25 protein-coding genes and 4 riboswitches are annotated in these 25988 nt (G+C 45.5%); of the genes, 13 read left to right on the top strand and 12 right to left on the bottom strand.

The window, feature by feature from the left end; all coding sequences use genetic code 11:
* Positions 1 to 26: 26 nt before the first annotated feature.
* Positions 27 to 920 (bottom strand): PucR family transcriptional regulator, encoded by an 894-nt coding sequence (locus NYE20_RS21145; RefSeq protein WP_161621119.1) that lies wholly within the window; start codon positions 918 to 920, stop codon positions 27 to 29.
* A 183-nt stretch (positions 921 to 1103) separates the two neighbouring features.
* Here NYE20_RS21145 and NYE20_RS21150 point away from each other — a divergent pair, with 183 nt between their 5' ends.
* A complete protein-coding gene (locus NYE20_RS21150) occupies positions 1104 to 2561 on the top strand; it encodes an aldehyde dehydrogenase family protein (RefSeq protein ID WP_021480972.1) in 1458 nt (485 codons plus the stop codon).
* A 41-nt stretch (positions 2562 to 2602) separates the two neighbouring features.
* On the opposite strand, the gene NYE20_RS21155 is transcribed toward NYE20_RS21150, so the two are convergent.
* Entirely contained in the window at positions 2603 to 3439 is an 837-nt protein-coding gene (locus NYE20_RS21155; RefSeq protein WP_003242615.1) for a YitT family protein, read from the bottom strand.
* A 76-nt stretch (positions 3440 to 3515) separates the two neighbouring features.
* A riboswitch (guanidine-I (ykkC/yxkD leader) is annotated at positions 3516 to 3618 on the bottom strand.
* A gap of 388 nt (positions 3619 to 4006) precedes the next feature.
* Here NYE20_RS21155 and NYE20_RS21160 point away from each other — a divergent pair.
* A complete protein-coding gene (locus NYE20_RS21160) occupies positions 4007 to 4549 on the top strand; it encodes a DUF4352 domain-containing protein (RefSeq protein ID WP_119123080.1) in 543 nt (180 codons plus the stop codon).
* A 74-nt stretch (positions 4550 to 4623) separates the two neighbouring features.
* Here the strand turns inward: NYE20_RS21160 and galE are convergent, their stop codons facing one another.
* Positions 4624 to 5643 (bottom strand): UDP-glucose 4-epimerase GalE, encoded by a 1020-nt coding sequence (galE, locus tag NYE20_RS21165; protein ID WP_003244356.1) that lies wholly within the window; start codon positions 5641 to 5643, stop codon positions 4624 to 4626.
* A gap of 228 nt (positions 5644 to 5871) precedes the next feature.
* On the opposite strand from galE, the gene NYE20_RS21170 reads away from it, so the two are divergent.
* The 9 genes from NYE20_RS21170 to NYE20_RS21210 all read left to right on the top strand — a co-directional run bounded on the left by NYE20_RS21170 (position 5872) and on the right by NYE20_RS21210 (position 13685).
* Complete coding sequence (locus tag NYE20_RS21170) at positions 5872 to 6345, top strand: CcdC protein domain-containing protein (RefSeq protein ID WP_161621770.1); 474 nt, start codon at positions 5872 to 5874, stop codon at positions 6343 to 6345.
* Between the two features lie 17 nt (positions 6346 to 6362).
* Positions 6363 to 7580 carry a two-component system sensor histidine kinase YxjM gene (gene yxjM, locus NYE20_RS21175; RefSeq protein ID WP_161621118.1) on the top strand — a complete coding sequence of 406 codons (1218 nt, stop codon included), beginning with the start codon at positions 6363 to 6365 and terminating at the stop codon, positions 7578 to 7580.
* Positions 7567 to 8223 carry a two-component system response regulator YxJL gene (yxjL, locus tag NYE20_RS21180; protein WP_161621117.1) on the top strand — a complete coding sequence of 219 codons (657 nt, stop codon included), beginning with the start codon at positions 7567 to 7569 and terminating at the stop codon, positions 8221 to 8223. The genes yxjM and yxjL overlap by 14 nt, the downstream gene beginning before the upstream one ends.
* Positions 8224 to 8272: 49 nt before the next feature.
* Positions 8273 to 9505, top strand: coding sequence for a peptidase T (gene pepT / locus NYE20_RS21185; protein ID WP_032725094.1), 1233 nt, complete (start codon positions 8273 to 8275; stop codon positions 9503 to 9505).
* 104 nt (positions 9506 to 9609) lie between these two features.
* Positions 9610 to 9738, top strand: a complete 129-nt coding sequence (locus tag NYE20_RS21190) for a hypothetical protein (protein WP_003227241.1) — start codon at positions 9610 to 9612, stop codon at positions 9736 to 9738.
* Positions 9739 to 10036: 298 nt separating this feature from the next.
* Complete coding sequence (locus NYE20_RS21195; RefSeq protein ID WP_080344241.1) at positions 10037 to 10291, top strand: hypothetical protein; 255 nt, start codon at positions 10037 to 10039, stop codon at positions 10289 to 10291.
* A gap of 128 nt (positions 10292 to 10419) precedes the next feature.
* Positions 10420 to 10908 (top strand): LURP-one-related/scramblase family protein, encoded by a 489-nt coding sequence (locus NYE20_RS21200; protein WP_032725093.1) that lies wholly within the window; start codon positions 10420 to 10422, stop codon positions 10906 to 10908.
* Between the two features lie 65 nt (positions 10909 to 10973).
* A riboswitch (SAM riboswitch) is annotated at positions 10974 to 11080 on the top strand.
* A gap of 82 nt (positions 11081 to 11162) precedes the next feature.
* Positions 11163 to 12296 (top strand): 5-methyltetrahydropteroyltriglutamate--homocysteine S-methyltransferase, encoded by a 1134-nt coding sequence (locus tag NYE20_RS21205; protein WP_161621114.1) that lies wholly within the window; start codon positions 11163 to 11165, stop codon positions 12294 to 12296.
* Between the two features lie 68 nt (positions 12297 to 12364).
* Positions 12365 to 12471: riboswitch (SAM riboswitch) on the top strand.
* A gap of 77 nt (positions 12472 to 12548) precedes the next feature.
* Positions 12549 to 13685 carry a 5-methyltetrahydropteroyltriglutamate--homocysteine S-methyltransferase gene (locus tag NYE20_RS21210; protein WP_161621113.1) on the top strand — a complete coding sequence of 379 codons (1137 nt, stop codon included), beginning with the start codon at positions 12549 to 12551 and terminating at the stop codon, positions 13683 to 13685.
* 51 nt (positions 13686 to 13736) lie between these two features.
* Here the strand turns inward: NYE20_RS21210 and NYE20_RS21215 are convergent, their stop codons facing one another.
* From NYE20_RS21215 to NYE20_RS21235, 5 genes are all read right to left on the bottom strand, one after another.
* Positions 13737 to 14510 carry a 3-hydroxybutyrate dehydrogenase gene (locus tag NYE20_RS21215; protein ID WP_014481333.1) on the bottom strand — a complete coding sequence of 258 codons (774 nt, stop codon included), beginning with the start codon at positions 14508 to 14510 and terminating at the stop codon, positions 13737 to 13739.
* 16 nt (positions 14511 to 14526) lie between these two features.
* Positions 14527 to 15177, bottom strand: coding sequence for a succinyl-CoA--3-ketoacid CoA transferase subunit B (locus NYE20_RS21220; protein ID WP_003243049.1), 651 nt, complete (start codon positions 15175 to 15177; stop codon positions 14527 to 14529).
* Complete coding sequence (locus tag NYE20_RS21225; protein WP_014481335.1) at positions 15174 to 15890, bottom strand: succinyl-CoA--3-ketoacid CoA transferase subunit A; 717 nt, start codon at positions 15888 to 15890, stop codon at positions 15174 to 15176. The genes NYE20_RS21220 and NYE20_RS21225 overlap by 4 nt, the downstream gene beginning before the upstream one ends.
* 23 nt (positions 15891 to 15913) lie before the next feature.
* On the bottom strand, positions 15914 to 17332 hold the full coding sequence (locus NYE20_RS21230) for a GntP family permease (RefSeq protein WP_003243205.1): 1419 nt from the start codon (positions 17330 to 17332) through the stop codon (positions 15914 to 15916).
* Between the two features lie 153 nt (positions 17333 to 17485).
* On the bottom strand, positions 17486 to 18334 hold the full coding sequence (locus tag NYE20_RS21235; protein WP_161621112.1) for a methyltransferase domain-containing protein: 849 nt from the start codon (positions 18332 to 18334) through the stop codon (positions 17486 to 17488).
* A gap of 386 nt (positions 18335 to 18720) precedes the next feature.
* A riboswitch (purine riboswitch) is annotated at positions 18721 to 18822 on the top strand.
* Positions 18823 to 18949: 127 nt separating this feature from the next.
* On the opposite strand from NYE20_RS21235, the gene NYE20_RS21240 reads away from it, so the two are divergent.
* On the top strand, positions 18950 to 20143 hold the full coding sequence (locus NYE20_RS21240; RefSeq protein ID WP_014478419.1) for a NupC/NupG family nucleoside CNT transporter: 1194 nt from the start codon (positions 18950 to 18952) through the stop codon (positions 20141 to 20143).
* 41 nt (positions 20144 to 20184) lie between these two features.
* Here NYE20_RS21240 and NYE20_RS21245 read toward each other — a convergent pair whose 3' ends face one another.
* The 3 genes from NYE20_RS21245 to NYE20_RS21255 all read right to left on the bottom strand — a co-directional run bounded on the left by NYE20_RS21245 (position 20185) and on the right by NYE20_RS21255 (position 23401).
* On the bottom strand, positions 20185 to 20856 hold the full coding sequence (locus NYE20_RS21245) for a DUF3298 and DUF4163 domain-containing protein (RefSeq protein ID WP_087614814.1): 672 nt from the start codon (positions 20854 to 20856) through the stop codon (positions 20185 to 20187).
* Between the two features lie 144 nt (positions 20857 to 21000).
* Positions 21001 to 21291: a hypothetical protein gene (locus NYE20_RS21250; RefSeq protein WP_014478421.1), complete on the bottom strand. Its 291-nt coding sequence runs from the start codon at positions 21289 to 21291 to the stop codon at positions 21001 to 21003.
* A gap of 49 nt (positions 21292 to 21340) precedes the next feature.
* Positions 21341 to 23401 carry a catalase gene (locus NYE20_RS21255; protein ID WP_123374282.1) on the bottom strand — a complete coding sequence of 687 codons (2061 nt, stop codon included), beginning with the start codon at positions 23399 to 23401 and terminating at the stop codon, positions 21341 to 21343.
* 200 nt (positions 23402 to 23601) lie between these two features.
* On the opposite strand from NYE20_RS21255, the gene citH reads away from it, so the two are divergent.
* Complete coding sequence (citH, locus tag NYE20_RS21260; protein WP_161621111.1) at positions 23602 to 24882, top strand: citrate transporter CitH; 1281 nt, start codon at positions 23602 to 23604, stop codon at positions 24880 to 24882.
* A gap of 157 nt (positions 24883 to 25039) precedes the next feature.
* Here citH and bglS read toward each other — a convergent pair whose 3' ends face one another.
* The gene (bglS, locus tag NYE20_RS21265) at positions 25040 to 25768 is read right to left on the bottom strand and encodes a beta-glucanase (protein WP_161621110.1); all 729 of its coding nucleotides are present in this window, start codon (positions 25766 to 25768) and stop codon (positions 25040 to 25042) included.
* Positions 25769 to 25988: the final 220 nt, after the last annotated feature.

Below are 25988 nucleotides of genomic sequence, written 5' to 3' on the forward strand. Positions count from 1 at the left end.
AGCCATTTTTCGTGCATATTTCCAATTTATTCTGAACTTTCATTTTGCAGACAGATAAAATAGGCAAGAAGTGCGCCTTTGTACGATTTGATATCTATCCCTGACCGCTCAATAAATTTATCAATCCGATATTGCAGGCTGTTGCGATGCAGATGCAGCTTTTTCGCTGTTAATGTGACGTTTGAGTTGTTTTCAATAAACAGCTTAATGGTCTTCCTTAGCTCAGCTTCACTTCCAAATAAAAGCTCAGCTTCTTCAGAGAGCAGCGTTTCCAGTTTTTCTTTTTCTGTTTCTAATAATAGAAAAGGAAAGATCATCTCAAAGGTCACACTCTGCACCTGAGGCAGCCGTTTTTCAGCAAACAGGAAATACGCCTGTTCACGAGCGTAATGTTTTCGCAGACACTCATCCGGCTCGTAAAATCTTCCGGCGTAAAAACGGACACTGAAGTAGAAATCACTTTCAAGAACCTTAGCGAGCGATTCCAGTTCGTCCTTCTCCGCCGCCGCTTCACTTTCCTGCTCGACAATCACGCCTCTGTCCTCATGGATCCACACAATCACAAAAGACACCGGCCAAAAATGGCGAACCGCTTCCGTAAAGGACGTCCTTTCTATTTTGCCGAATAAATGAAAGTGAACAAATCTCGTCCGTTTCTTTATATACGCCGGCAATTCCCCTCTGGAAAAAAGGAATGAAAACCACTTGTTTTCCTCAGGTGATTTCATAGACAGTTGATTGCCCTCATCCGCAGGCGTCAAAAATGACTGCAGCACCAATACTTCTTTTTCACTGATCTCTGTTTTCGGAATGGAGATATATCTCTGACTGCTTTCATCAAAAAAACATAGACAGCCTTCCCTTATGCAAAGCTCCTCAGACACAATCGAACCGGGATAAATAGCCAGCAGCGATTTCATAGAGTCTCCTCTCTTATGTAAGGATCTGTATATTCAGTATAAGGCGAAACACACATGTTCTCCACTAAAAAAGAGTATATCCAGTATAGATAGACGAGAAACTGAAAGGGAAACCTCATTCGTTTACATATTGGCTTCAGCGGAAATAGAAGAGGACATGCAGGACCAAAGGAGGGTCATCTTATGAGTTTCGAAACGTTAAACAAAAGTTTTATCAACGGAAAATGGACTGAGGGAGAAAGCGGACGTACGGAGGACATTTTGAATCCGTATGACCAGTCTGTGATCACAACAGCATCTTTGGCAACGGGCAAACAGCTGGAGGATGCGTTTGACATTGCACAGAAAGCCCAAAAAGAGTGGGCCAAGAGCACAACGGAAGACCGAAAAGCCGTCCTGCAAAAAGCGCGCGGCTATTTACAGGAAAACCGTGATGACATCATCATGATGATCGCCCGCGAAACTGGCGGAACGATTATTAAATCAACGATCGAGCTGGAACAAACGATTGCGATTTTAGATGAAGCCATGACGTATACTGGTGAATTAGGCGGCGTCAAAGAGGTGCCATCCGACATTGAAGGGAAAACCAATAAGATTTACCGCCTTCCGCTAGGTGTCATTTCATCGATTTCTCCATTTAATTTTCCAATGAATTTATCTATGAGATCCATTGCGCCCGCAATTGCGCTGGGTAACAGTGTTGTTCACAAGCCTGATATCCAAACTGCTATTTCCGGCGGGACCATCATTGCGAAAGCGTTTGAACACGCCGGTCTTCCTGCCGGTGTCCTTAACGTCATGCTGACGGATGTAAAGGAAATCGGGGACGGCATGCTCACCAATCCAATCCCGAGATTAATCAGCTTTACGGGATCAACCGCAGTCGGGCGCCACATCGGTGAAATCGCCGGTCGCGCCTTCAAACGAATGGCCCTTGAACTCGGCGGCAACAATCCATTTGCCGTTCTTTCAGATGCGGATGTCGATCGTGCTGTGGATGCCGCGATTTTCGGAAAATTTATTCACCAGGGACAAATCTGTATGATTATCAACAGGATCATCGTTCATCAAGATGTGTACGATGAGTTTGTAGAAAAGTTCACCGCCCGTGTCAAACAGCTTCCGTACGGCGATCAAACCGATCCGAAAACCGTTGTCGGCCCGCTGATCAACGAGCGCCAAATCGAGAAAGCGCTAGAGATCATTGAGCAGGCAAAGGCAGACGGCATTGAGCTTGCGGTTGAAGGAAAACGCGTCGGAAACGTGCTGACGCCGTACGTCTTTGTCGGTGCGGACAACAACAGCAAAATTGCCCAAACGGAGCTGTTTGCCCCAATCGCAACCATTATTAAAGCTGGCAGCGACCAGGAAGCGATTGACATGGCAAATGATACTGAATACGGCCTCAGCTCTGCGGTTTTCACTTCTGATTTAGAAAAAGGCGAAAAGTTCGCCCTGCAAATTGACAGCGGCATGACCCATGTCAACGACCAGTCCGTCAATGATTCGCCGAATATTGCCTTTGGCGGCAACAAAGCAAGCGGTGTCGGCCGTTTCGGCAATCCGTGGGTCGTCGAGGAATTTACCGTGACGAAATGGATTTCGATACAGAAGCAATACCGCAAATATCCGTTCTAAATGAAAAAATCCCTCTGTTTCAAGTACAGAGGGATTTTTCTTTATTTAGATATATCCACAAACCCTTCGCCAAACACATCGCGTACGTCATGTACGATCACAAACGCTTTTTTGTCGCAGCTTCTAATGATTTTTTTCAGCATAGACAGCTCCTGTTTGTTAATGACGATATACAAAATCTCTTTTGACTGGCCCGTATAATTTCCCTTCCCTGATAAAATCGTCACGCCCCGATCCATCAAGGTATTTACCTGCTCTGCAATCTCACTCTTATTTTCTGAAATGACCGTAATGGCTTTTTTCGTATTCAAACCTTCAATAATGAAGTCCATCACTTTGGTACCGATATACAGCATCACGATCGTAAACATCATTTTTTCTGCACCAATAATAAAATAAGAGCTAAATACTACGATTAAATCAAAAAACAAGAGTGCATAGCTGATATTCCAGTCTAAATATTTATTAGCAATTCTGGCCAGAATCGCGGAACCGGCCGTCGTCCCGCCGACCCGGATAATCATGCCGATCCCGACTCCGGCAAATACACCTGCGAAAATCGTATTAATGATCAATTCATCAGACGGAATGCTCCACCCATGTGTCAGATGAAGAAAAAGCGAATTTGCCGCAACCGCAATGATCGTATAAACCGTTGTTTTTCCATCCAGAAACTTGTAGCCGATTAAAAGCAAAAACGCATTTAAGATAAAGTTCGTGACACCAGGAGACCATTGAAACAGATAATACAAAATCAGCGTAATCCCAGTGACTCCGCCTTCCCCAAGATCATTGGGAATCGCAAATAAATTAACCGCAAGCGCGAAGAAAAAAGCGCCAATCACAAGCATAAGTACATCCAGCATTCTCTTTTTCATCACGAAAACACTCCTTCTCATTGTTCTGTTCTAGCAAATAAAAAAACCCAGGAGAACGCTCTCGAAAAAGAGCAGAAACTCCTGGGCTTTTATCCCACCGTGTCATAACAGCCAAGCTGCTATGTGTTTTCTCTCGGTCACAGTCCAATTCGCATTGCGGAACCCTAGAAAACCACTGTTTTTATCATATCCTTTTCACTTTCCAATATTAGCATTATAAGGGACGGTTCGAATTGGTTCAAGGGGTATTTGCGGAGATTTCATCAGATAAGCTGGAAGAAAAAACGATTTATCTATTAAAAAAGAACAGATATAACCGATAAGAAAAAAAGCATATATTTTACAAGTGAATTTAACTATAAATGATAATAATTATAAGAAATTCATAATTTTATATTGACTAAGAGAAATAATATAGGCATTATAGTACATATGTTTCGTACATTTTATTACATAGGAGGAAATATAATGGCAGGAAAACTAGTACCCTGTAAAGCTTGCGGTCAAGAAATTGCAAAGGGTGTAAAAAAATGTCCTAACTGCGGTAAGGATCAACGTAACTTTTTTATGCGACATAAAATCATTACGTTTATTCTCGCAGTTGTTGTCATCATTATTATCGGTAATATGATTGGCGGCGGAGGCGGCTCAGAAGCCACTTCCAAAACATCAAGCAGCAGCAAAGCAGAAACTGAAAAAACATACAATATCGGTGATACCGTAAAAACTGAAAAAACTGAAGTGACGGTTACGAAGGTAGAGGACAGAGATACTGTCGGTACTCAATATGTTGAAAAGAAAGCATCTGAGGGAGGTACAATTGTAGCTGTTCAATATACAATTAAAAACGTATCTAAAAAGCCGATTAGCTCTTTTTCAATTCCAACTGTTAAATTAGTTGATGCTGATGGTACTTCTTATGATTCTGATATTGATGCTTCTGTAAACTATGCAACTGAGACAAAAGTTGATAACTCTAAAATTTTGAGTGATCTAAATCCTAATATTAAAGTAACAGGTGTAAAAGCATTTGAAGTTGACAAGGAAGCTTATGCAAAAGGCACTTGGAAACTAAAATTCAGTAATGATGTTATTGTGAAAATCAAATAACAGCTAACAAGGGTGCCTGTTTAGGCACCCTTGTTCTTTAAAAAAGGCCTTCTCTATTGAGAAGGCCTCCATTCTTATTCCGCACTCTTATACCCATTCACATTAGAAGACTGCCATCTCCAGGAATCAGCACACATTTCCTCAAGGCCGCGTTTCGCTTCCCAGCCTAGTTCCCGCTTGGCTTTCGCAGGATCTGCAAAGCATGTGGCGATGTCTCCCGGACGGCGGTCCGCAAAACGGTATGGAACCTCTTTCCCTGACACTTTTTCAAAGGCTTTGACCATTTCCAGCACGCTGTAGCCTGTGCCTGTTCCAAGGTTGTATGCATCGGCTCCTGTAGAGTTCAATACTTTTTCCAGCGCCTTGACGTGGCCTTCTGCGAGATCAACGACGTGAATATAATCGCGTACGCCTGTCCCGTCTTTTGTCGGATAGTCATTTCCGAATACGCTTAATTGCTCGAGCTTCCCGACTGCTACCTGTGCCACATACGGCATAAGGTTATTTGGGATTCCGTTCGGGTCTTCACCGATCCGTCCGCTTGGATGCGCGCCGAACGGGTTAAAGTAACGAAGCAGCGCAACGCTCCACTCATTGTCGGCTGTATGCAAATCACGCAATATTTGTTCAAGCATGAGCTTCGTCTGCCCATAAGGATTTGTCGCGCCTAATGGAAAGTCTTCCGTAATCGGCGATGTTTCCGGAACGCCGTATACTGTCGCAGATGAACTGAATACGATTTTCTTGACGCCGTATTTCTCCATGGCCTCGCATAAAATAAACGTTCCTGTCAAATTGTTATGATAATATTTGAGGGGAATCGCCACAGATTCGCCGACTGCTTTTAACCCTGCAAAATGAATCACAGCTTCGATTTCATTTTCAGCAAAAACGGAATCTACCGCTTCCCGGTCCAATAAATCCGCTTCGTAGAACGTTAAATCTTTTCCTGTAATCTCCTTGACACGGTTCAGCGCTTCAGCTGAACTGTTGGACAGATTATCAAGAACAACAATCTCGTAGCCGCTGTTCAATAGTTCAACACATGTGTGGCTGCCAATGTACCCGGCACCGCCAGTAACAAGTATTGCCATGATGTAAACCCTCCTAAAAAATGACCTGTTTTCATTATATAGTGTTTAGAACCGGTCCACATCCATTTTTAAGAAGTTTAATCGTTTATTAATAGTTTTTTCATATATTATCAGCATTTTCATACCTTTATGCAGCGCGAACAAGTATAGCTGCTGAAAAATCAATCTGCCGGTTGACGTTTCCCTTTCCCTTTTTCGCTATGCTTAATGCAGAAAGGATTTGATGACATGGCGATGAGCCCATATATTTTTATTGTATTGATTCTTATTATTTTATCGATGTACCGAGAGAAAGCTGTCAGACCCGGGAAGTTGCTGATCATTCCGCTGCTGCTCTTATGGGGCGTATCAGCATCGTTTCAGCCGGCGTATTTTCATTCCGTATTACATGTGGCGATCAGCGGCATTTTATTACTGATCGGGCTGGTCTGCGGGTTTGGCATTGGAAAGATGGTAAACGTGCGGATTCACCCGGAAACCGGAAAGGTCACTTCACGCGGCTCCCTTGGAAGTGTTATTCTCATTCTAGTGATACTTTCTTTGCGTATGGCCGCGAGAACATGGCTGCCTGAGAGCAACGAGATGTTTATTGCCATTATTCATTCTATGTTCTTCATTCCCCTCGGCACCATCACAGCCCGTAACATCATGCTTTATAAAGCTTACAGACGGCTGACCGCTGGCAAAGTATCCATTCAATAACTGAAAGAAGGACCAGCATGAACGGACAATCTCCGGCTCGGCACTACAAGAAGCTTGTGCCGAGCCTTATTCTCATTTTGAATTGCATACAATTTTTATCTCATCCAACTAAGGCTGATCCCATTTTGTTAGCATTTGTATTTGCGGTATACTTAGCATTCATTTGGATCATTCCCTATGTGGTATCCACTGCTGTTAGTTTGAGCATATTCATCGGACTCTGGCTCCTGACCGATTTCTTTTGGGCTGTTTCCGGCCAAGAGCAGGGTGCCGCCTATTTTTTGATTGTATTTTTAATGATATATGCCGCCTTTAGACTCCCTTCACGGCTATCCTTGATCTTCACAGCATGTTTAATTGGAGGCAACATATTACTCCTATCCTCACATGGAGGAAGCTTGAATACCATCATCAGCAACATCTCGATCATGATCGGACTCTACGTCTTCTTCTCCTCCATGCGTTTCAGACGAGAAGCAAGAAGGGAGGCTGAACGGAATCATGCTGAATTGGCAAAAATGCATGTGCAGCTGGAGCATGCTCATAAAGAACTCCAGAAAGCGCATGCAGAGCTGCAGGAGGCTTCTGTTCTTTCATTAAGGTATGCGGTCCTTGAGGAGCGTACAAGAATTGCCCGCGACATTCATGACAGCATCGGTCACGAGCTGACTTCTGTGATTGTTCAGCTTCAATCCCTTCCCTATATCCTCAAAAGCAGCAAGGAGGATTCAGAAAAAGTCATTCAAAATGTACTGAGTGTCGCCAGGGAATGTCTTCAAGAAGTACGGTCTGTCGTTCACCAAATGGGCCGTAGTGAATCGATGGTGGGGCTTACCGCTTTGCGGGGGCTCATTCATCAAGTGGAGGAACGGAGCGGCTTGCACGTTTCTTTAGATACTGCCGGACTATCAGAAGAGTCTTGGCCTCCAAACGTGAGCGAAACGATCTACCGCATCTTGCAGGAAGCGCTGACCAATATCATTCGTCACGCTGACGCTTCCCATGCGGCGGCCGTCATTTCTAACGACAAGTCCCATCTCTATGTCACAATCACCGACGACGGACAATTCACCGGCATCCTTACTTATGGATTTGGCCTGACAGGAATGAAAGAGCGCGCAGAAAAAGCAGGCGGTTCCCTTACTTTCAGTGCCGTACAGCCGAGCGGCCTGAAAATTGAGCTGTCATTGCCGCTCATGACAACGAATAAGGAGCAAAAAGATGAACAAAGATAAAATACGCGTCGCGCTTGCCGATGATCAGCCGCTTGTGCGTGAAGGCTTCCGCTACGTCATCAACGCACAGACGGATATGACGGTTTCTGGCGAGGCCGGCGACGGTCACGATATTATAGCACTCGCAAAACAAACAAAACCCGATGTCATCCTCATGGATGTCCAGATGCCGCATTGCTCAGGCATCGAAGCGGCGAAAGACATCATGTCCGCCCTTCCAGATACAAAGATTGTCATTTTAACGACCTTTGACACGGAGGAATACGTATTTGAAGGCATCCGTGCGGGCGCAGTCGGCTATCTGCTGAAGGATACACTTCCTGAAGAGTTGATAGATGCGATTCGCGCTGCGGCCAGAGGCGAGGCGATTTTCCGTACAGTCACAGCTGCTAAAATTATCAGTGAGACATTTCGGGCGAAGCAACAGCCCCATCCAGAAGAACTGGCAGAGCCGTTCACCAAAAGAGAGCTTGAGGTTCTTCAGCAAATGGCCTACGGACTGAGAAATGAGGATATTGCTGAAAAGCTTTTCGTCAGTGAAAGCACAGTGAAAACCCACGTGCACCGCATCCTGCAAAAATGCAATGCCCAAGACCGGACACAGGCAGTCGTTTTTGCCATTCGAAACGGTATTGTGCAATAGAAATCTCTCATCCCGCCATGCTAAAATAAGACAAAGGAGATGATTGGAAATGAAAGAAGAAATCATTGAACGGTTTACTACATATGTAAAAGTCGACACACAGTCCGATGAATCCGTTGACACTTGTCCTTCCACACCCGGCCAATTGACATTAGGAAACATGCTCGTTGATGAATTGAAGTCCATCGGCATGCAGGATGCAGCCATTGATGAAAACGGCTATGTCATGGCAACTCTTCCCTCCAACACTGAAAAAGACGTGCCGACAATCGGTTTTCTCGCTCACGTCGACACCGCTACAGACTTTACCGGCAAAAACGTGAATCCGCAAATCATCGAAAGCTATGATGGAAAAGACATCGTTCTTAACGAAAAGCTGCAGGTCACCCTGTCACCTGATCAATTTCCTGAGTTGTCCGGCTATAAGGGCCATACACTCATCACCACAGACGGCACCACCCTTCTCGGCGCAGACAATAAGGCCGGTATCGCTGAAATCATGACAGCCATGGATTACCTCATCAAACACCCTGAAATCAAGCACGGCACAATCAGAGTCGCCTTTACGCCTGATGAAGAAATCGGAAGAGGGCCGCACAAATTTGATGTGAAACGGTTCAATGCATCCTTTGCCTACACGGTTGACGGCGGGCCGCTCGGCGAGCTTGAATATGAAAGCTTCAATGCCGCTGCCGCAAAAATTACGATTAAAGGCAACAACGTACATCCCGGAACAGCTAAAGGAAAAATGATCAACTCTGCGAAAATCGCGATGAAGCTGAACAGCCTGCTGCCGGCAGACGAAGCGCCTGAATATACGGAAGGCTATGAAGGCTTCTACCACCTGCTGTCGATTCAAGGAGACGTAGAGGAAACAAAGCTCCACTACATTATCAGAGACTTTGACAAAGAGAATTTCCAAAACAGAAAAGAAACAATGAAGCGTGCCGTTGAAGAACTTCAAAACGAATACGGGCAAGACCGGATTCTGCTGGATATGAACGACCAATACTACAACATGGGAGAGAAAATTGAACCTGTCATCGAAATCGTCAACATTGCCAAGCAAGCGATGGAAAACCTCGGCATCGAACCGAAGATTTCCCCCATCCGCGGCGGCACCGACGGATCACAGCTGTCCTACATGGGGCTTCCGACGCCAAACATCTTTACAGGCGGGGAAAATTTCCACGGCAAATTTGAATACATCTCAGTTGATAACATGGTCAAAGCCGTAAATGTCATCGTTGAGATTGCAAAGCAGTTTGAAGCGCAAGCATAATGCCAAAAGCCAGTCCAAAAAAGGACTGGCTTTTTTGTGTGAAAGTGAAACATTTTAAACACGTCCTCCGTAAAACAAGTATCAACAAATGAGGAGGAAAAACAATGACAAAACATGCAATCGCTGCAAAGAGTCTCTTGAAAAAATGGATCATTTCCAGGCCGCTTAACATGCAAAAGAAATCCAGCCCATTTCAAAAAATTAGAAAAATGTTCAAACGCTTCTTCAAATAAAACATTCAAATCCCCTAAATACAATCCGTATTCACCCGTACCGCCCAAATGCTCCGTAATTTGGGTTTTTTGTGTTCAATTCCGCAAAATAGGGTATAAACCAAACAAGCAAGAAAACAGCACCCAAAAACAGGTAATTAGAATTACGTAAACTTAGGTTAAAAGTTATATAAAGGAATTTATTTTATCGTCGATAGTAACTATAGAACCAATCATCAACAAGAGCAAACAGCGTGATTCAAGACTATTTTCAGGTCATCAGGTTATACTGTTTTAGAGGGACAGTTTCTCGTTATTTATTGATTTAGAATTTTTTGAATACTTTTTGACTTTTTATCCGTACAATAGAGAGTACCAAAACTTTTTTTGGGAGGTATGTAATATGATCCTATTTATTATCATCGCATTATGCGGCTATCTTCTTTTTTCTTTCAGCAAGGACAATCGCCGCAAACCGCAAAAGACAAGCCCTCTGCCAGCAGCCGCACCTCATCACAACAACCTAATCGACCTTGACGCCATCCGCCAAAAACGCCGGATGCATCTTTCCTAATTCTATATTTCAAATGAAAAGGCTGCTGAATCACGCAGCCTTTTAAAATTGTTTTGATTTAGAGCCTGAAACCTTTTCGCCACCTATCCGTAATTTCATACAAGGCAAACCCAAAGGAGACTTCAGCAATGATCGAGTTATTTATGAAACAAAAAATGTTCTCATTTAAAGATGCATTTCACATTTATGACCGGGATGAACAAGAAACATTCAAGGTGGAGGGGCGTTTTTTCTCGTTAGGAGACTCATTACAAATGACAGACTCATCTGGGAAAACGCTCGTTTCCATAGAACAAAAACTAATGTCTTTATTGCCGCGCTATGAGATTTCAATTGGCGGGAAAACAGTTTGTGAGGTAACGAAGAAAGTAACGTTTTTCAAACCGAAATTTGTGATTTCCGGGCTTAACTGGGAAATCGATGGTGATTTATGGAGGGATGAATTCCAGCTGACGGACGGGGAAAATGTCCGGATGTCAGTGAGCAAAAAGTGGCTCAGCTGGGGTGATTCCTATCACTTGCAGATTGCAAACGAGGAAGATGTTCTGATTTGCACTGCCATCGCTATCGTGCTTGATATGGTTTTATATAACGATGAAGATGAAAGTATTTTCTAAAAAGCATTGACAATTGATGCAAAAGTAATAATATTAAGATAATTGAAATCTGAATATGAAGTTGTACCTTATCAAGAGAGGTGGAGGGACTGGCCCTATGATACCCGGCAACCGCTGTTTCAAACAGAATGGTGCTAAATCCTTTAGAACATTGCGTTCTTGCAGATGAGGCGGAGATTTGATCGTTCAAGCTCTTCCTTACACAAAGGAAGAGCTTTTTACATGCTCATTATTTCAGAAAAGAGGCGAATAACATGGCTCAACAAACGAATGTTGCAGGACAAAAAACAGAAAAACAACGCAAAGCACCTTTCCGCGCCGATCATGTCGGCAGTTTGCTTCGTTCCGTTCCGGTGAAGGAATCCCGGCAAAAAAAAGCGGCTGGTGAGATGACAGCGGAACAGCTTCGTGATATCGAAAATCAAGAGATCACCCGCATCGTGGAAAAACAAAAAGAAATCGGTCTCGATGTGGTAACAGACGGGGAATTCCGACGTTCCTGGTGGCATTATGACTTCCTGGAAGGGCTTGACGGTGTGGAACCGTTCATCCCGGCTGAGGGAATTCAGTTCCATAACACAAAAACGAAAGCGCGCAGCATAAAAGTGAAGGGAAAACTCGATTTTACGAGCCACCCAGCGCTTGCTGATTATCAATTTTTACATGAGATTGCCGGTAACGCGACGCCAAAATTGACCATTCCCAGCCCAAATATGCTGTTTTTTGGCGAAAAGGCGGATAAAGGGATTTATGACGATCAAGAGGAATATTTTCATGACCTGGCCCAAGCATACAAAAAAGCAATCAAAGCCTTCTATGATGCTGGCTGCCGTTATCTCCAGCTCGATGATACGTCATGGTCTCTCTTCTTTGAGGAAAAAGGCAGAGAGGTTGTCCGGGCGCTCGGCGGCGATCCAGAAACATTGCCAGCCATATTTGCCAAAACAATTAACGATGCCGTCGCAGACCGGCCTGACGATTTAACGATCACAATGCACATTTGCCGCGGCAACTTCCGCTCAACCTGGGCAGCATCAGGAGGGTACGACGCTGTAGCGGAAACGATTTTGGACGGCTTAAACCTTGACGGCCTTTTCTTGGAATACGATGATGACCGCTCCGGAAACTTTGATCCGCTCCGTTTTGTGAAGCGCAAGGATCTGCAAATTGTGCTCGGCTTGATCACATCGAAATACGGCGAGCTTGAAAATCCTGAGGATGTGAAACGCCGTATCAATGAAGCCGCGCGTTTTGTCAGCTTGGACCAGCTATGCCTGAGCCCGCAGTGCGGTTTCGCCTCTACAGAAGAAGGCAACCTTCTGACAGAGGAGCAGCAATGGGCAAAGCTTCGCCATGTCATCGACATTGCCAACGATGTGTGGAGATAATCTATCATTGACAGAAATAGAAAATGTGTGAATAATAGATACTATCAGAAAATTTCATAAAAAGGTTTTCCTTATCAAGAGAGGTGGAGGGACTGGCCCTGCGATACCCGGCAACCGCTGTTTAACAGAATGGTGCTAAATCCTTTAGAGCAATGATTGCTCTTGAAGATAAGGTTGAGATTGTCACGCAAGCTCTTCCTTATCCAAAGGAAGAGCTTTTTTATATTTGAATGGAAAGAAGGAATGGACAACATGTCACAACAAACAACACCCGCAGAACAAAAATCACTTCAAAGAAAAAAACCGCCGTTTCGCGCGGATCAAGTCGGAAGCCTGTTGAGATCTGAGCCCGTTAAAAAAGCGCGGCTGCAAAAAGCGGCCGGCGAAATGACGGCTGAGCAGCTTCGCCAAATTGAAAACGATGAAATCATCCGCATTGTGGAAAAACAGAAGGAAATCGGCCTGAACGTCGTGACAGACGGTGAATTCCGCAGAGCGTGGTGGCACTTTGATTTCCTGGAGAACCTAGATGGCGTTGAGCCGTTTACTCCTGAGCAAGGCATTCAATTCCATAACGTACAGACAAAAGCACGCGGCATTAAAGTCACAGGCGATATCGACTTTTCAACTCACCCAATGCTTGAAGATTACTCATTTCTCCATAGCATTGCCGGTGACGCGACGCCAAAGATGACGATTCCAAGCCCGAATATGCTGTTTTTCCGCGGAAAACTGGAAAAGGATGCGTATAAAAACGACTATCACCTTTTCCAGCATGATGTATCCAAAGCATATAAAAAAGCGATTCAAGCGTTTTATGACAGAGGCTGCCGCTACCTCCAGCTTGATGATACAGCGTGGGCCGTTTTCTTATCAGAAAAAGGCTTAAAACAAATCGAAGCGTTCGGAACAACGCCTGATGAGCTTCGCCAGCTGTTTGCGAAATCGATTAACGACGCGATTGCAGACCGCCCGGATGACTTGACGGTAACCATGCATATTTGCCGCGGCAACTTCCAGTCCACTTGGACAGCGGAAGGCGGCTATGACGCAGCCGCCGAAACCATTTTTGACGGCTTGAATCTTGACGGACTTTTCTTAGAGTATGATGATTCACGCTCAGGCGGATTTGAGCCGCTCCGTTACGTAAAACGGTCTGATCTTCAGCTTGTTCTTGGCTTAGTGACATCTAAATTCGGTGAGCTTGAAAATCCGGATGACGTGAAACGCCGTATCGAAGAAGCGTCCCGTTATGTAAGCTTAGACCAGCTTTGCCTCAGCCCTCAATGCGGATTTGCTTCAACAGAGGAAGGCAACAAGCTGACTGAAGAACAGCAATGGGCGAAGCTCCGCCATGTGGTTGAGATCGCTAATGATGTTTGGAAATAAGAAAAGAAAAAACACACTTGATTCCCTAGCGGAGCAAGTGTGTTTTTTATGTCACTGTGCGGTGTAGCCCCCATCAAGGACGACAGCCTGCCCAGTGACGCCCTTCGCCTTCTCGCTTGCCAAAAACACGGCATAATCCGCAATTTCCTTGACAGAAAGCAGTCGCTTTTGCGGCACAAGCGGAAAAATGACTTGTTCAAGTACAGAGTCGTAAGGGACATTTCTAGTTTTTGATAGATCGCTAAGCTGATTGCGTACAAGCTGGGTATCGACATAACCCGGACAGAGCGCATTGACTGTAATGCCGTGGGGCGCGCCTTCCAGCGCCCCTACTTTTGTGAGTCCAATGACGCCGTGCTTGGCGCTATTATAAGCGGATTTCCCTGCAAAGCCGACTAATCCATTAACAGACGCGATATTAATGATTCTGCCAAACTGCTGTTTTTTCATGATCGGAAAAACATGCTTCATTGCAATAAAAGGGGCCGTCAGCATGACCTTGATCAGCTGTTCAAAGGTGTCTGTCGGAAACTCTTCAATCGGAGCGACGTGCTGAATACCGGCATTGTTCACCAGAATATCCAAGCGGCCGTATTGTTTTTGGATGACGTTCACCGTATCAGCAACTTGCGCTTCCTTTGTCACATCATACGGAATGGCCGCCGCGTCAAAGCCTTCTTCTGCAAGCTTGGAGGCTGCTTTTTCACATGCTTCCGGACGGAGGTCTGAAACGATGACGCTGGCACCTTCCCGGGCGAATTCTCTTGCCATTTCGAATCCGATTCCGCCGGCAGCCCCTGTCACCAAGGCGACTTGTTTTCTCATGTCAAACACCTTCCCATTAAGAATTGAGTACAGACTGGCTTACAGCGAAATCAGCTTCTGTTTTTTCATAAACCTCTTCAATTGTGACACCATCCTGAAGCTCCGTCAGTGTCATGCGGCCGTTCACAAAATCAAATACAGCCAAATCCGTAATCAGCCTGTGCACGACTTTCTGGCCTGTCAGCGGAAGGGAGCATGTTTTTTTCACCTTTGATTCACCATGCTTATTGACGTGCTCCATGATGACAACGATTCGTTTCGCCCCGTTGACGAGATCCATGGCGCCGCCCATCCCTTTTACCATTTTGCCCGGGATCATCCAATTGGCCAAATCCCCCTGCTCCGAAACCTCCATTCCGCCGAGAATAGCCAAATCGATATGCCCGCCTCTTATCATCGCGAATGACTCAGCGCTGTCAAAATAAGAGGCGCCCGTCACTTCAGTGATCGTTTCCTTTCCCGCATTGATCAAATCCGCGTCTTCCGTTCCTTCCAGAGGATAGGGGCCAATTCCGAGCAAGCCGTTTTCCGACTGAAGCATGACGTGAACGCCGTCGGGTATCTCATTTGCGACAAGCGTCGGCATTCCAATCCCGAGATTCACATTCATGCCGTCCTTGATTTCTTGTACAGCCCGTTTGACCATTCGTTTTCTCGCTTCCTTCACTTGGCCTCACCCTTTCCCGATGCTTGCTGAACTGTTCGTTTTTCAATCCGTTTTTCTTGGCTCGCGCCAAGCACGACATGCTGTACGTAAATTCCCGGCGTATGGATGTGATCTGGATCGAGCTCTCCTGCTTCCACGATTTCTTCCGCCTCGGCAATCGTGATCTTGCCTGCCATGGCGGCAATGGGATTGAAATTTCTCGCCGTTTTCCTAAAAACCAAATTGCCCATGGTGTCCGCTTTCCACGCTTTGACGATCGCCACATCGCCGGTAATGCCTCGCTCCAGCACATAAGTCCGGCCGCCGAATGTTTTATGTTCTTTTCCCTCGGCTATGGAGGTGCCGACGCCTGTCGCCGTATAAAATCCCGGTATGCCTGCACCGCCTGCACGAATTCTCTCAGCGAGCGTTCCTTGGGGAACAAGCTCGACCTCAAGCTCTCCGCTTAAAAACTGCCGCTCAAAAATTTTATTTTCACCGACATAGGAAGCGATCATTTTCTTGATTTGCTTGTTAGCCAGAAGCAAACCAAGCCCCCAGTCATCGACTCCACAGTTATTGCTGACAACGGTTAAATCCTTTACTCCCTGATCTCTTATAGACAAAATGAGCTGTTCAGGGATGCCGCACAGCCCAAACCCTCCCGCGATCAGCGTATCCCCATCATGAATCAGTTTCGCAGCTTCCTTGCTTGATGACAGCACTTTTCCCATATTGATGCCCCTTTCGTTTTCTTCTACACTAGACCAGTCAGGCTGTAAATCGCGATTACAGCAAATACGGCAGCAGTTTTAATGAGCGTGATCGCAAAAATATCGCGATAGGATTGCCGGTGGGTCAAACCCGTCACGGCCAGAAGCGTGATAACGGCGCCATTATGCGGCAGTGTATCCATCCCGCCTGATGCCATTGAAATGACCCGATGCATCACCTCTGGCGGAATATTGTAAGCCTGAATCGCCTGTAAGTATTGTTCTGACATCGCGCTTAACGCAATGCCCATTCCTCCTGAAGCCGAGCCGGTGATTCCCGCCAGCGCAGTTGTCGTAACGGCGCCATTTACAAGCGGATCGGTAAAAGTATGTGAAATTCCGCTGCTCAGCTTATGAAACCCCGGCAGCGCGGCGATAATGCCGCCGAACCCGTACTCGGCACCCGTATTCATAGATGCCAGCAAGGCGCCGCCAATTCCTTCATTCAGCCCTTCCTTCAATTGGGCAAACACACTTCTCCAATCAAATAAAATCGTTGTGATGATGCCAATCACTAAAGCAATCTCCACCGACCATATAGCAGCTGCTGAAGAAATATCAAGCCTGCCGAACTCCTTTAATCCTATGGAAGAAAAATCAAATCCATTCGGATACCACTTTGGCAAGTAAATGGTGAAATATTTATTCACTGCACCGACGAGAATAAGCGGGACAAAGGCAAGCGCGTGCCGAATCGGGCTTTTGTCCGGTTCAGCCGCGGACTCAATCGATTCAGGAGCAGGAGCATTCTGCGAATCAAAACCGCCATAGCCTTCGCCAGATGCCTGCGCTTTCTTCCGCCTTGATTCCAAATAGAGCATCCCAGCTGCCAGCACAATCACTGCGCCCATCAAGCCCAGCCAAGGGGCGGCATAAATGTCTGTTTTGAAAAACGACGTCGGGATGACATTTTGGATTTGCGGCGTTCCCGGAAGTGCGTCCATCGTAAACGTAAAAGCCCCTAAAGCAATCGTTCCCGGGATGAGGCGTTTTGGTATGTTTGCTTCTTGGAACATGTTTTTCGCAAAAGGATATACGGCAAATACGACAACAAACAGGCTGACGCCGCTGTACGTCAAGACAGCGCCCATCAGCACAATGGCAAGTATCGCTCTTTTTGCCCCGACAAGCCGGACAATTGTTTTCGCGATTGATGCCGCAAGCCCGGCCATTTCAACGACCTTTCCAAAAATGGCACCGAGCAAAAACACTGGGAAATACAATTTAATAAAACCCGCCATCTTCTCCATAAAAATTGATGAAAAAAAAGGAAGCACATGGCTTGGATCTGTCAGCAGCACCGCGAATAACGCGCAAATCGGCGCAAACAATATGACAGAAAATCCCCGATACGCCGTAAACATCAGCAAACCTAACGCCAATAGAATGATGATCAGTTCCACACACACATCCCCCGTTTCCGCGAACTAGAAAGCGTTTACATAAACCTGTCCGCATCGGCTGTTTCCGTCCCCTTTCCATATGTACGAGAAGCGTGGGCCAACTATTCCGATTAAAAAAGGAAAGCTCCTTTTTTCGGAGCTTTCCTCTGCCATTCATTTCATTCCTACTAGGATATCAACATCAACCGTAATATCGGCTGATTTCATCTCTTTCAGCACGCTGACTCGATCTTTCGGTGCCGACCAGGCAAGCGGCGTCATCTTGAGAAGCCAGTGGATCGCCTGCTGGTCAAGCGTTTTAACATAGCGCAGCCTGACAGGACGGCTGTATGCTGCATTTGCTGTAAAACGCTCAACAGCTGCCGCATTGGAATACGTGCGCCTTGGTGAATCAGCATATAAAAATTGCCTTAATTCTATTAAATAGTCGCTTCGCGGCACTACTTTTACGAGCATGCCATCATTCTTCAGCAGTCTATGAAACTCTGCATAATTGGACGGGGAAAAAATAGACAGCACAACATCAAATTGGCGATCATGAAAAGGAGCACGCGCCACATCGGCAACCGCCCACATCTGATCTTTGAATGCCTTAGAAGCTTTTAAGATCCCATCTTTCGAAAGATCGATGCCGGTTCCTACCGCTGCTTTCCCTGCATAATCAAACCCGCAAAGCGCATTCAAATGAGAACCCTCACCGCAACCGCTGTCCAGGATGGTAAATGCCTCATGACCAGATTTGGGATGACTGATGAGTTCTGCAATCGCATCATGGAGCGGCTCAAAAAAACCACATTCTCCAATCAGCCTACTCCTCGCTTCAAAAAGCTCAGCACCGTAACTGGTTTTGACCGGCTTCGTCAGAAAGTTCACGTAGCCGTGCCGAGATAGATCAAATGTATGTCCTCGTTCTGTACAAATCAAGCATTTCCCTGATGCCGCATCCATAGAAGAATCGCAGAGCGGGCATCGAAACATGCTGAAATCAACTGTTCGCTTCATGATAAAAAACACCCCATTCATTCATTTTTAGATAAATGAAAAAGGCATAGACAAATAAACCTAGGCCTATCTCAAAAATTGGCCAGGTCTGGCAGTTTGTCTACACCTGTCATTATCTATAACGAATGAATTGGATAATCATGAAAAAAACTCCCTTTCTGCTGTATGGGTTTCCCCGTTTCCATCATACAGCAAATATCCAGGAGCTGGAACCTTATAGTGAAGAAAAATCAGTAATGACATGCTGGTATCCCGCCAACATCATATCAGCATAGCAATCCAGCATGTTTTTCCTTTATTTTCTCATTTTAGAATATAAATTTTATTATTGTGAAAATAGTTAAAAAGGTTGATTTTCAAAAAGTGAAAGGATAAAATACTGCTATCATCTTAGAAAAAGACATTCTTGTATATGATCAGTAATATGGTCTGATTGTTTCTACCTAGTAACCGTAAAAAACTAGACTACAAGAAAGTTTGAATAAATTTGAACGAGTTGAAAAGGACAAGTTCTTTTCTGTTTGCTCTTATTTTTCACACTTTCTGCACTTCCAGAATTTGTGAAGGATAAGAGCTTTTTTTGTTTCCATAATAACCCTCATAGGAGTTGCTATCATGTACTTTTTACTAAACCTTGTCGGTCTCATTGTGATTATGGCAGTTGTATTCCTATGTTCTCCGCAGAAAAAGAAAATCAAGTGGCGCCCGATCATGACGTTAATTGTTCTGGAATTGCTGATTACTTGGTTTATGCTGGGAACAAAAGTCGGAAGCTGGGCCATCGGTAAAATCGGTGATTTCTTCACTTGGCTGATTGCTTGCGCCAGTGACGGTATCGCGTTTGCCTTTCCGTCAGTGATGGCGAATGAAACAGTAGACTTTTTCTTTAGTGCGCTTCTTCCAATTATCTTTATCGTCACATTCTTTGATATTTTAACGTATTTCGGCATTTTGCCTTGGCTGATTGATAAAATCGGATGGGTGATTTCAAAGGCTTCCCGCTTGCCGAAATTAGAAAGCTTTTTCTCTATTCAAATGATGTTTCTTGGAAATACCGAAGCACTTGCGGTTATCCGCCAGCAGCTAACGGTTTTAAGCAACAACCGCCTGCTCACATTCGGCTTAATGAGCATGAGCAGCATCAGCGGCTCCATTATCGGATCTTATCTTTCAATGGTGCCTGCGACATACGTGTTTACAGCCATTCCTTTGAACTGCTTAAACGCGCTGATTATCGCAAACCTGCTGAATCCTGTTCACGTGCCGGAGGATGAAGATATCATCTATACACCGCCTAAAGAAGAGAAGAAAGACTTTTTCTCTACGATTTCTAACAGTATGCTTGTCGGCATGAACATGGTGATCGTTATTTTGGCAATGGTGATCGGATATGTCGCATTAACGTCAGCAGTTAATGGCATTCTTGGCGTTTTCGTACACGGCCTGACCATCCAGACGATTTTTGCTTATCTGTTCAGTCCGTTCGCATTCCTGCTTGGATTGCCAGTGCACGATGCGATGTATGTTGCTCAGCTGATGGGCATGAAATTAGCAACGAACGAGTTTGTTGCGATGCTTGACTTGAAAAACAATCTCAAATCCCTCCCGCCTCACACCGTTGCGGTGGCGACAACATTCCTGACGTCCTTTGCAAACTTCAGTACGGTCGGCATGATTTACGGCACGTACAATTCGATCCTTGACGGAGAAAAGTCAACGGTCATCGGGAGAAACGTGTGGAAGCTGCTCGTCAGCGGAATTGCGGTATCTTTATTAAGTGCTGCGATTGTCGGCCTGTTTGTGTGGTAGAAACATTGAGCCATATCCCTTTACGGATATGGCTCTTTTCATTATTGATAAATAGAGGCTGGCACCTGCACATCCCGGATTCCCGCTGCATAAGGCCCCAAGTCATACTGGCCAAAGACGATGGCGATCCCGTTTGCCGTAAAGTAAAACATTGTGTCTTTGTTTAGGGTTATATCCTCTTTCTTAACATCAGGGAAAAACAGCTCATCGTGTTTTTTGATATAGCTATATAGATAATCTCTCGTTTTGCTGACTTTTGTTTTGGTGTTCAAAATCTGATCCAGCGTCACCCGCTTTTGTGCTTTCAAGTCATAGTTGAAGGACTGGACAGACGTTAAACCGTGGGCGCCGCCTGAATAGATATAATTGAGTGTTTGAATGCTGAGCTTGCCTGCCGCATTGTATTTGACGCTGAAGGATGTTTGATATTCCGTTTTAAAGCCTTGCTGTTCGCCTGCTTTTTTGTTTTTCAGGTATTCCTGATACGATTGTTCAATGTAGGCTTCCAGCTCTTGATTGATTTTCTTTTCAAACACGGCATTCCCGATGTGATGCACTTGTGGATACGTTAACTCCTTGATCTTTTTGTACGTATGAGTGCTGACAGTCGGTGTTTTCGTTTGAACTGCTTTTAGAGATGGGGCCGCATATGCAACTACGGAAAAAAGCAAGACTGCAATCCCCGCTGCTTTCAGCATGTTATTCCATTTCATACGATCTCCTCCTTTGATGTCGTTGTTTAACATTCCCTTATTTAAGCAATACACACTTTTATAGACTGATTAAATTGAAAGAAGTTTCTAGGTCTAACAGCATGATTTTTCCAATAAAAAAAGAGACACAGGATGTCTCTTTTTTTACTGTTTGCGCCCAGAAATCGCTTCATGAACGGCCTGTGCCAAATCTGTATTTCCGAACATCTCTAATACCGCAATGACAGTCTGGTCCGGAATGTGCTCTGCTTCGTGTTTTGGCACGACCAGATCGTCCATGGTTTTTTTCAAGCTTTCATTCAGCTTTTGCTGCGGATACGCTTTGGCGTACAGCTCCATCGGATCAAGATCATGGTTCACGCACCATTGGGCAAACACCAAAATCATCATATTTTCATCGCGTTCGTAAGCTTCAGCTAGCTGTTTTTCGTTCATTTGCCATGCTCCTTATGAAAAGTATCTTCCTTAAAGATACAGGAGCCGGTCAAATTCGTCTATCCCAATGGCGATGAGCAGCAATCGCATCGATAAATGCCTTGCTGAAAGCGGTGTAGTCAGGTTCTTCTTCAGCCGTTACGATGCCTGGTCCCTCTGTTGTCCCGACAGAGGATTGAAGAAGGTCAATTCCTTCATTTGCCGCACCGATCGCCTTGTAGTGATTGTAAGCTTCTCTGATAAACGCCATCGCTTGTTTGTTGTCTTTTAACTCCAGCCCTCCTGCGGCATAGACGGCATCATACAGAACAGAATCAACCGTCAGGAACGTGCCGCTGGCCTCAAGCTGCTGTCCGCTGCCGCTTGTCATATACCCCAGATTTTGACTGATGATATCCACTGTGATTCCTTCTTGCTTTAAGGCTTCCAGCACTGTTTGCAGCTCTTTTTCATGAAATCCGTTTCCGGCGAGTACAGCGACTTTTCTTGTTGACGCAGTTTTCACTGTACGGGCTTGGCTTAACGCAGGCGAAGTAAGAATTTCTTTAGATGCTTTACGCTTCGCGGGCGCCGCCACGCCTACTCCTTTGGCGATTTCTTCTGCTAAATCTGCATCGACATTGCTGAAGACATCAACGACCTGCCGCTGTACGTCTTTGCTTTTGACCTTCCCGACCTCGAAGCAGAAAGCAGAAATGATGTGCTGTTTCTCCACAGGAGACATGCTGTTCCAGAAAAGCTTCGCCTGTGAGTAATAATCGTTGAAGCTGTCGCTTCGCTGGCGGATTTTTTTGCCCTCGACTTTTTCCTGATAGTGGACGTAGCCGCCTTCTTCAGCTGTCGCTGGCGACGGATCATTGTTTTGCAAAGAGTTTTTATGATAAGCGACAGGTCCCTTATTGATCGTCATCCGGTGATAGCCGTCGTATTGATTGTTATGGAATGGACATACAGGCCGGTTAATCGGAAGCTCATGGAAGTTCGGACCGCCAAGACGGATGAGCTGTGTGTCTGTATAAGAGAAAAGCCGTCCCTGCAGGAGCGGGTCATTTGTAAAGTCGATGCCCGGCACGACATTTCCCGGGTGGAATGCGACTTGTTCTGTTTCCGCAAACACATTATCCTGGTTGCGGTTCAGCGTCATTTTCCCAATGATCTTCACCGGCACAAGCTCTTCCGGCCACAGCTTAGTCGGATCAAGAATATCAAAATCAAACTTGAATTCATCTTCCTCATCAATCATCTGCACGCCGAGCTCGTATTCAACCTTGCCGCCGTTTTCAATTGTTTCCCACAGGTCACGGCGATGGAAATCCGGATCTTTCCCTGCAATTTTCTGCGCTTCATCCCATACGAGAGAATGCACGCCGAGCACCGGCTTCCAGTGAAATTTCACGAAACGTGCCTTTCCTTGTTCATTGACAAAACGGAACGTGTGCACGCCGAAGCCCTCCATCATTCTGTAGCTGCGGGGGATGCCTCTATCAGACATCGTCCACATCACCATGTGGGCAGACTCAGGGTTATTGGCGACAAAATCCCAAAACGTATCATGGGCAGTCGCGGCCTGAGGCATTTCATTGTGTGGCTCAGGCTTAAACGCGTGAACCAAATCCGGAAATTTGATTGCGTCCTGAATGAAAAACACCGGAATGTTATTTCCCACAAGGTCATAGTTTCCTTCTTCAGTATAAAATTTTGTCGCAAAGCCTCTGGCATCCCGCACCGTGTCTGCGGAGCCTTTAGAACCCGCAACCGTAGAGAAACGGACAAATACCGGTGTCTTCACCGAAGGGTCCTGAAGAAATTTGGCCCGTGTGTACTCGGTCATTGGTTCGTAAACCTGAAAAAAGCCATGCACGCCAAATCCACGCGCATGCACAACGCGCTCCGGAATCCTCTCATGGTCAAAGTGCGTCATTTTCTCCCGAAAGTGAAAATCCTCCATCAGCGTCGGGCCGCGAACCCCGGCTTTTAACGAATGCTCATCCTCTGACACCCGCAAGCCTTGGTTTGTCGTCATTTTCTTCCCGCTGTTATCGGTCCTGTACTGCTCAAGCTGCTCGTCCTTTGAGTGTTCATTTACACGTTTGTTTTGGTCATCACTCATGTCTGTTCCCCCTTTTTAAAACGAAACATTCTACAGCACATTTACCCGTGGCGTTCTTCATATAAACTGCTAATCCGCTCATTAGGATTTTTGGTCTACATATAAATATGCGGTCATACACATTTGAAATAAGCCTTCTTTACAGAAAGAAAGTATGGAAGCGCTTACCAAAAAAGCTGTTGAATAGGGGAGGTCATATCATGCTTGCCATACTCGGTTTTGTGATGATGATTGTCTTTATGTACCTTATTATGTCTAACCGGCTTTCCGCTCTTATTGCTTTGATTGTCGTTCCTATTGTGTTCGCCCTGATCAGCGGATTTGGCAAAGATCTCGGCGAGATGATGATTCAGGGCGTTACAGACCTCGCCCCTACCGGTATCATGCTGTTATTCGCCATCCTGTATTTCGGCATTATGATTGACTCAGGTCTGTTTGATCCTCTCATTGCCAAAATCTTATCGTTTGTCAAAGGAGATCCGTTAAAAATCGCCGTAGGCACAGCGGTTCTGACCATGACCATTTCGCTGGACGGAGATGGGACAACAACCTATATGATTACCATTGCAGCGATGCTGCCTCTTTACAAACGGCTCGGCATGAACCGTTTGGTGTTAGCGGGAATAGCGATGCTCGGTTCGGGGGTTATGAATATTATCCCGTGGGGCGGGCCGACTGCGAGGGTTTTGGCTTCCTTAAAATTGGACACGTCAGAGGTCTTCACGCCCCTGATTCCCGCTATGATCGCCGGCATTCTCTGGGTGATCGCCGTTGCTTATATCCTCGGAAAGAAAGAGCGGAAGCGGCTCGGCGTCATTTCGATTGATCACGCACCGTCTTCCGATCCGGAGGCCGCACCGCTCAAGCGCCCCGCTCTTCAATGGTTTAACCTGCTGCTGACTGTCGCTCTGATGGCCGCACTGATCACCAGCCTGCTGCCGCTCCCTGTTCTTTTTATGACTGCGTTTGCCGTCGGCTTGATGGTCAACTATCCAAATGTCAAAGAGCAGCAGAAACGAATCTCGGCGCATGCGGGTAATGCGTTAAACGTTGTCTCAATGGTGTTTGCTGCGGGCATATTCACAGGCATTCTCTCCGGCACAAAAATGGTCGATGCCATGGCGCATTCTCTCGTTTCACTCATCCCTGATGCCATGGGCCCGCACCTGCCGTTGATCACTGCGATCGTCAGCATGCCATTCACCTTTTTCATGTCGAATGACGCCTTTTACTTCGGTGTCCTTCCCATCATCGCCGAAGCCGCTTCCGCTTACGGAATAGACGCCGCTGAAATCGGAAGGGCCTCCTTGCTGGGGCAGCCTGTGCATCTGCTCAGCCCGCTTGTGCCTTCCACCTATCTATTGGTTGGAATGGCAGGCGTCAGCTTTGGCGACCATCAAAAATTCACTATTAAATGGGCCGTGGGAACAACGATTGTGATGACGATTGCCGCACTTTTGATTGGGATTATTTCTTTCTAAATGTATGAGCTTGATCGTAGCATTGAGTGAGTACGTGATTTACAGAGGGGAGAAGATCAAATAGGATATTATGAGTGAATAGAAGATTCATGCCAACAACTCCTCATTACAATCATAAGAGCCTGCTATATTGCAGCAGGCTCTTTCACATTTGGCATTATTTTTTTGTATAGCGCACCCAGTCATAATGAGCGTATAGCGGATTTACACCATTGTAGGAGCCAAGCCATTCATCGACACCCGTGCCATTCCACAAGTTCATCATGATCTTTCCAGGTGTTGTCGGAATTTGGTTTGTTGCAGTATGTTTTACTTGCCCATCGACATACCATTTAATAGAGTTTGGCTGCCAATCGAATGCATACGTATGATAGGCATTGGCTGCATCAAACCCGAGATCAACAATCTTCTCATGGTTTCCTGCACCATTTGTATAATAGTTAAATTGAACCTTTGTTGTATCTTTTCCTAAAAATTCGATATCAATCTCATCCCAAGGAGTTCCATCTGTTGGACCTGTGTAAGTGAAGAACGATGAAACGATCCCTGTGTTTTTAGCTGGTTTCATTCTGACTTCATAAAGTCCATAGCCATATGTTTGAACAGAACGGTTTTCCCCGCAGTCAAACTTGTTATAAGATGGGCTTGTTAGCGCTAAACGCATTTCACCCAATGACGTCACTGATACGTTATTAGCCCGCCACGTGCAGTTGAACATATTTCCATTCGAATAACCATCAGCTTTTTGCCAAAAACCGGAGTTATAGCCGTTAAAAGGGTCAAAAAACGATCCACCTGTTTGAGCTGAGGCAGTAGAAGTGACTGCAAACAAACTCATAAACAATCCAGTGACAAGAAGCAGCAACACTCGTTTCAGATAAGGCATATTTGCATTCCCCTTTCATTGAAAGCGTTTTCTATGTTGATCTTACATGATTCTTTTAAAAGGGAACATCGGTCAAAATAATGATAATATCGAATCTTACTGACTTGAATCCTGTAACTATCATCATCTTTCCTCTGAAAAAAATAAAAACCTAAATTACCATCAGCACAGACAGAGATGATCCGCACTCATTGTAATTTAGGTTTTGCCTGCTTTATCA

The organism is Bacillus sp. FSL R5-0416, from assembly GCF_037975425.1.
Lineage (GTDB): Bacteria > Bacillota > Bacilli > Bacillales > Bacillaceae > Bacillus > Bacillus subtilis.

Bases quoted from the DNA above. Each gene is read 5' to 3' on its own strand.
- NYE20_RS21145 (WP_161621119.1), bottom strand. From the start codon at position 920: ATGAAATCGCTGCTGGCTATTTATCCCGGTTCGATTGTGTCTGAGGAG.
- NYE20_RS21150 (WP_021480972.1), top strand. From the start codon at position 1,104: ATGAGTTTCGAAACGTTAAACAAAAGTTTTATCAACGGAAAATGGACT.
- NYE20_RS21155 (WP_003242615.1), bottom strand. From the start codon at position 3,439: ATGAAAAAGAGAATGCTGGATGTACTTATGCTTGTGATTGGCGCTTTT.
- NYE20_RS21160 (WP_119123080.1), top strand. From the start codon at position 4,007: ATGCGACATAAAATCATTACGTTTATTCTCGCAGTTGTTGTCATCATT.
- galE (WP_003244356.1), bottom strand. From the start codon at position 5,643: ATGGCAATACTTGTTACTGGCGGTGCCGGGTACATTGGCAGCCACACA.
- NYE20_RS21170 (WP_161621770.1), top strand. From the start codon at position 5,872: ATGGCGATGAGCCCATATATTTTTATTGTATTGATTCTTATTATTTTA.
- yxjM (WP_161621118.1), top strand. From the start codon at position 6,363: ATGAACGGACAATCTCCGGCTCGGCACTACAAGAAGCTTGTGCCGAGC.
- yxjL (WP_161621117.1), top strand. From the start codon at position 7,567: ATGAACAAAGATAAAATACGCGTCGCGCTTGCCGATGATCAGCCGCTT.
- pepT (WP_032725094.1), top strand. From the start codon at position 8,273: ATGAAAGAAGAAATCATTGAACGGTTTACTACATATGTAAAAGTCGAC.
- NYE20_RS21190 (WP_003227241.1), top strand. From the start codon at position 9,610: ATGACAAAACATGCAATCGCTGCAAAGAGTCTCTTGAAAAAATGGATC.
- NYE20_RS21200 (WP_032725093.1), top strand. From the start codon at position 10,420: ATGATCGAGTTATTTATGAAACAAAAAATGTTCTCATTTAAAGATGCA.
- NYE20_RS21205 (WP_161621114.1), top strand. From the start codon at position 11,163: ATGGCTCAACAAACGAATGTTGCAGGACAAAAAACAGAAAAACAACGC.
- NYE20_RS21210 (WP_161621113.1), top strand. From the start codon at position 12,549: ATGTCACAACAAACAACACCCGCAGAACAAAAATCACTTCAAAGAAAA.
- NYE20_RS21215 (WP_014481333.1), bottom strand. From the start codon at position 14,510: ATGAGAAAACAAGTCGCCTTGGTGACAGGGGCTGCCGGCGGAATCGGA.
- NYE20_RS21225 (WP_014481335.1), bottom strand. From the start codon at position 15,890: ATGGGAAAAGTGCTGTCATCAAGCAAGGAAGCTGCGAAACTGATTCAT.
- NYE20_RS21235 (WP_161621112.1), bottom strand. From the start codon at position 18,334: ATGAAGCGAACAGTTGATTTCAGCATGTTTCGATGCCCGCTCTGCGAT.
- NYE20_RS21240 (WP_014478419.1), top strand. From the start codon at position 18,950: ATGTACTTTTTACTAAACCTTGTCGGTCTCATTGTGATTATGGCAGTT.
- NYE20_RS21245 (WP_087614814.1), bottom strand. From the start codon at position 20,856: ATGAAATGGAATAACATGCTGAAAGCAGCGGGGATTGCAGTCTTGCTT.
- NYE20_RS21250 (WP_014478421.1), bottom strand. From the start codon at position 21,291: ATGAACGAAAAACAGCTAGCTGAAGCTTACGAACGCGATGAAAATATG.
- NYE20_RS21255 (WP_123374282.1), bottom strand. From the start codon at position 23,401: ATGAGTGATGACCAAAACAAACGTGTAAATGAACACTCAAAGGACGAG.
- citH (WP_161621111.1), top strand. From the start codon at position 23,602: ATGCTTGCCATACTCGGTTTTGTGATGATGATTGTCTTTATGTACCTT.
- bglS (WP_161621110.1), bottom strand. From the start codon at position 25,768: ATGCCTTATCTGAAACGAGTGTTGCTGCTTCTTGTCACTGGATTGTTT.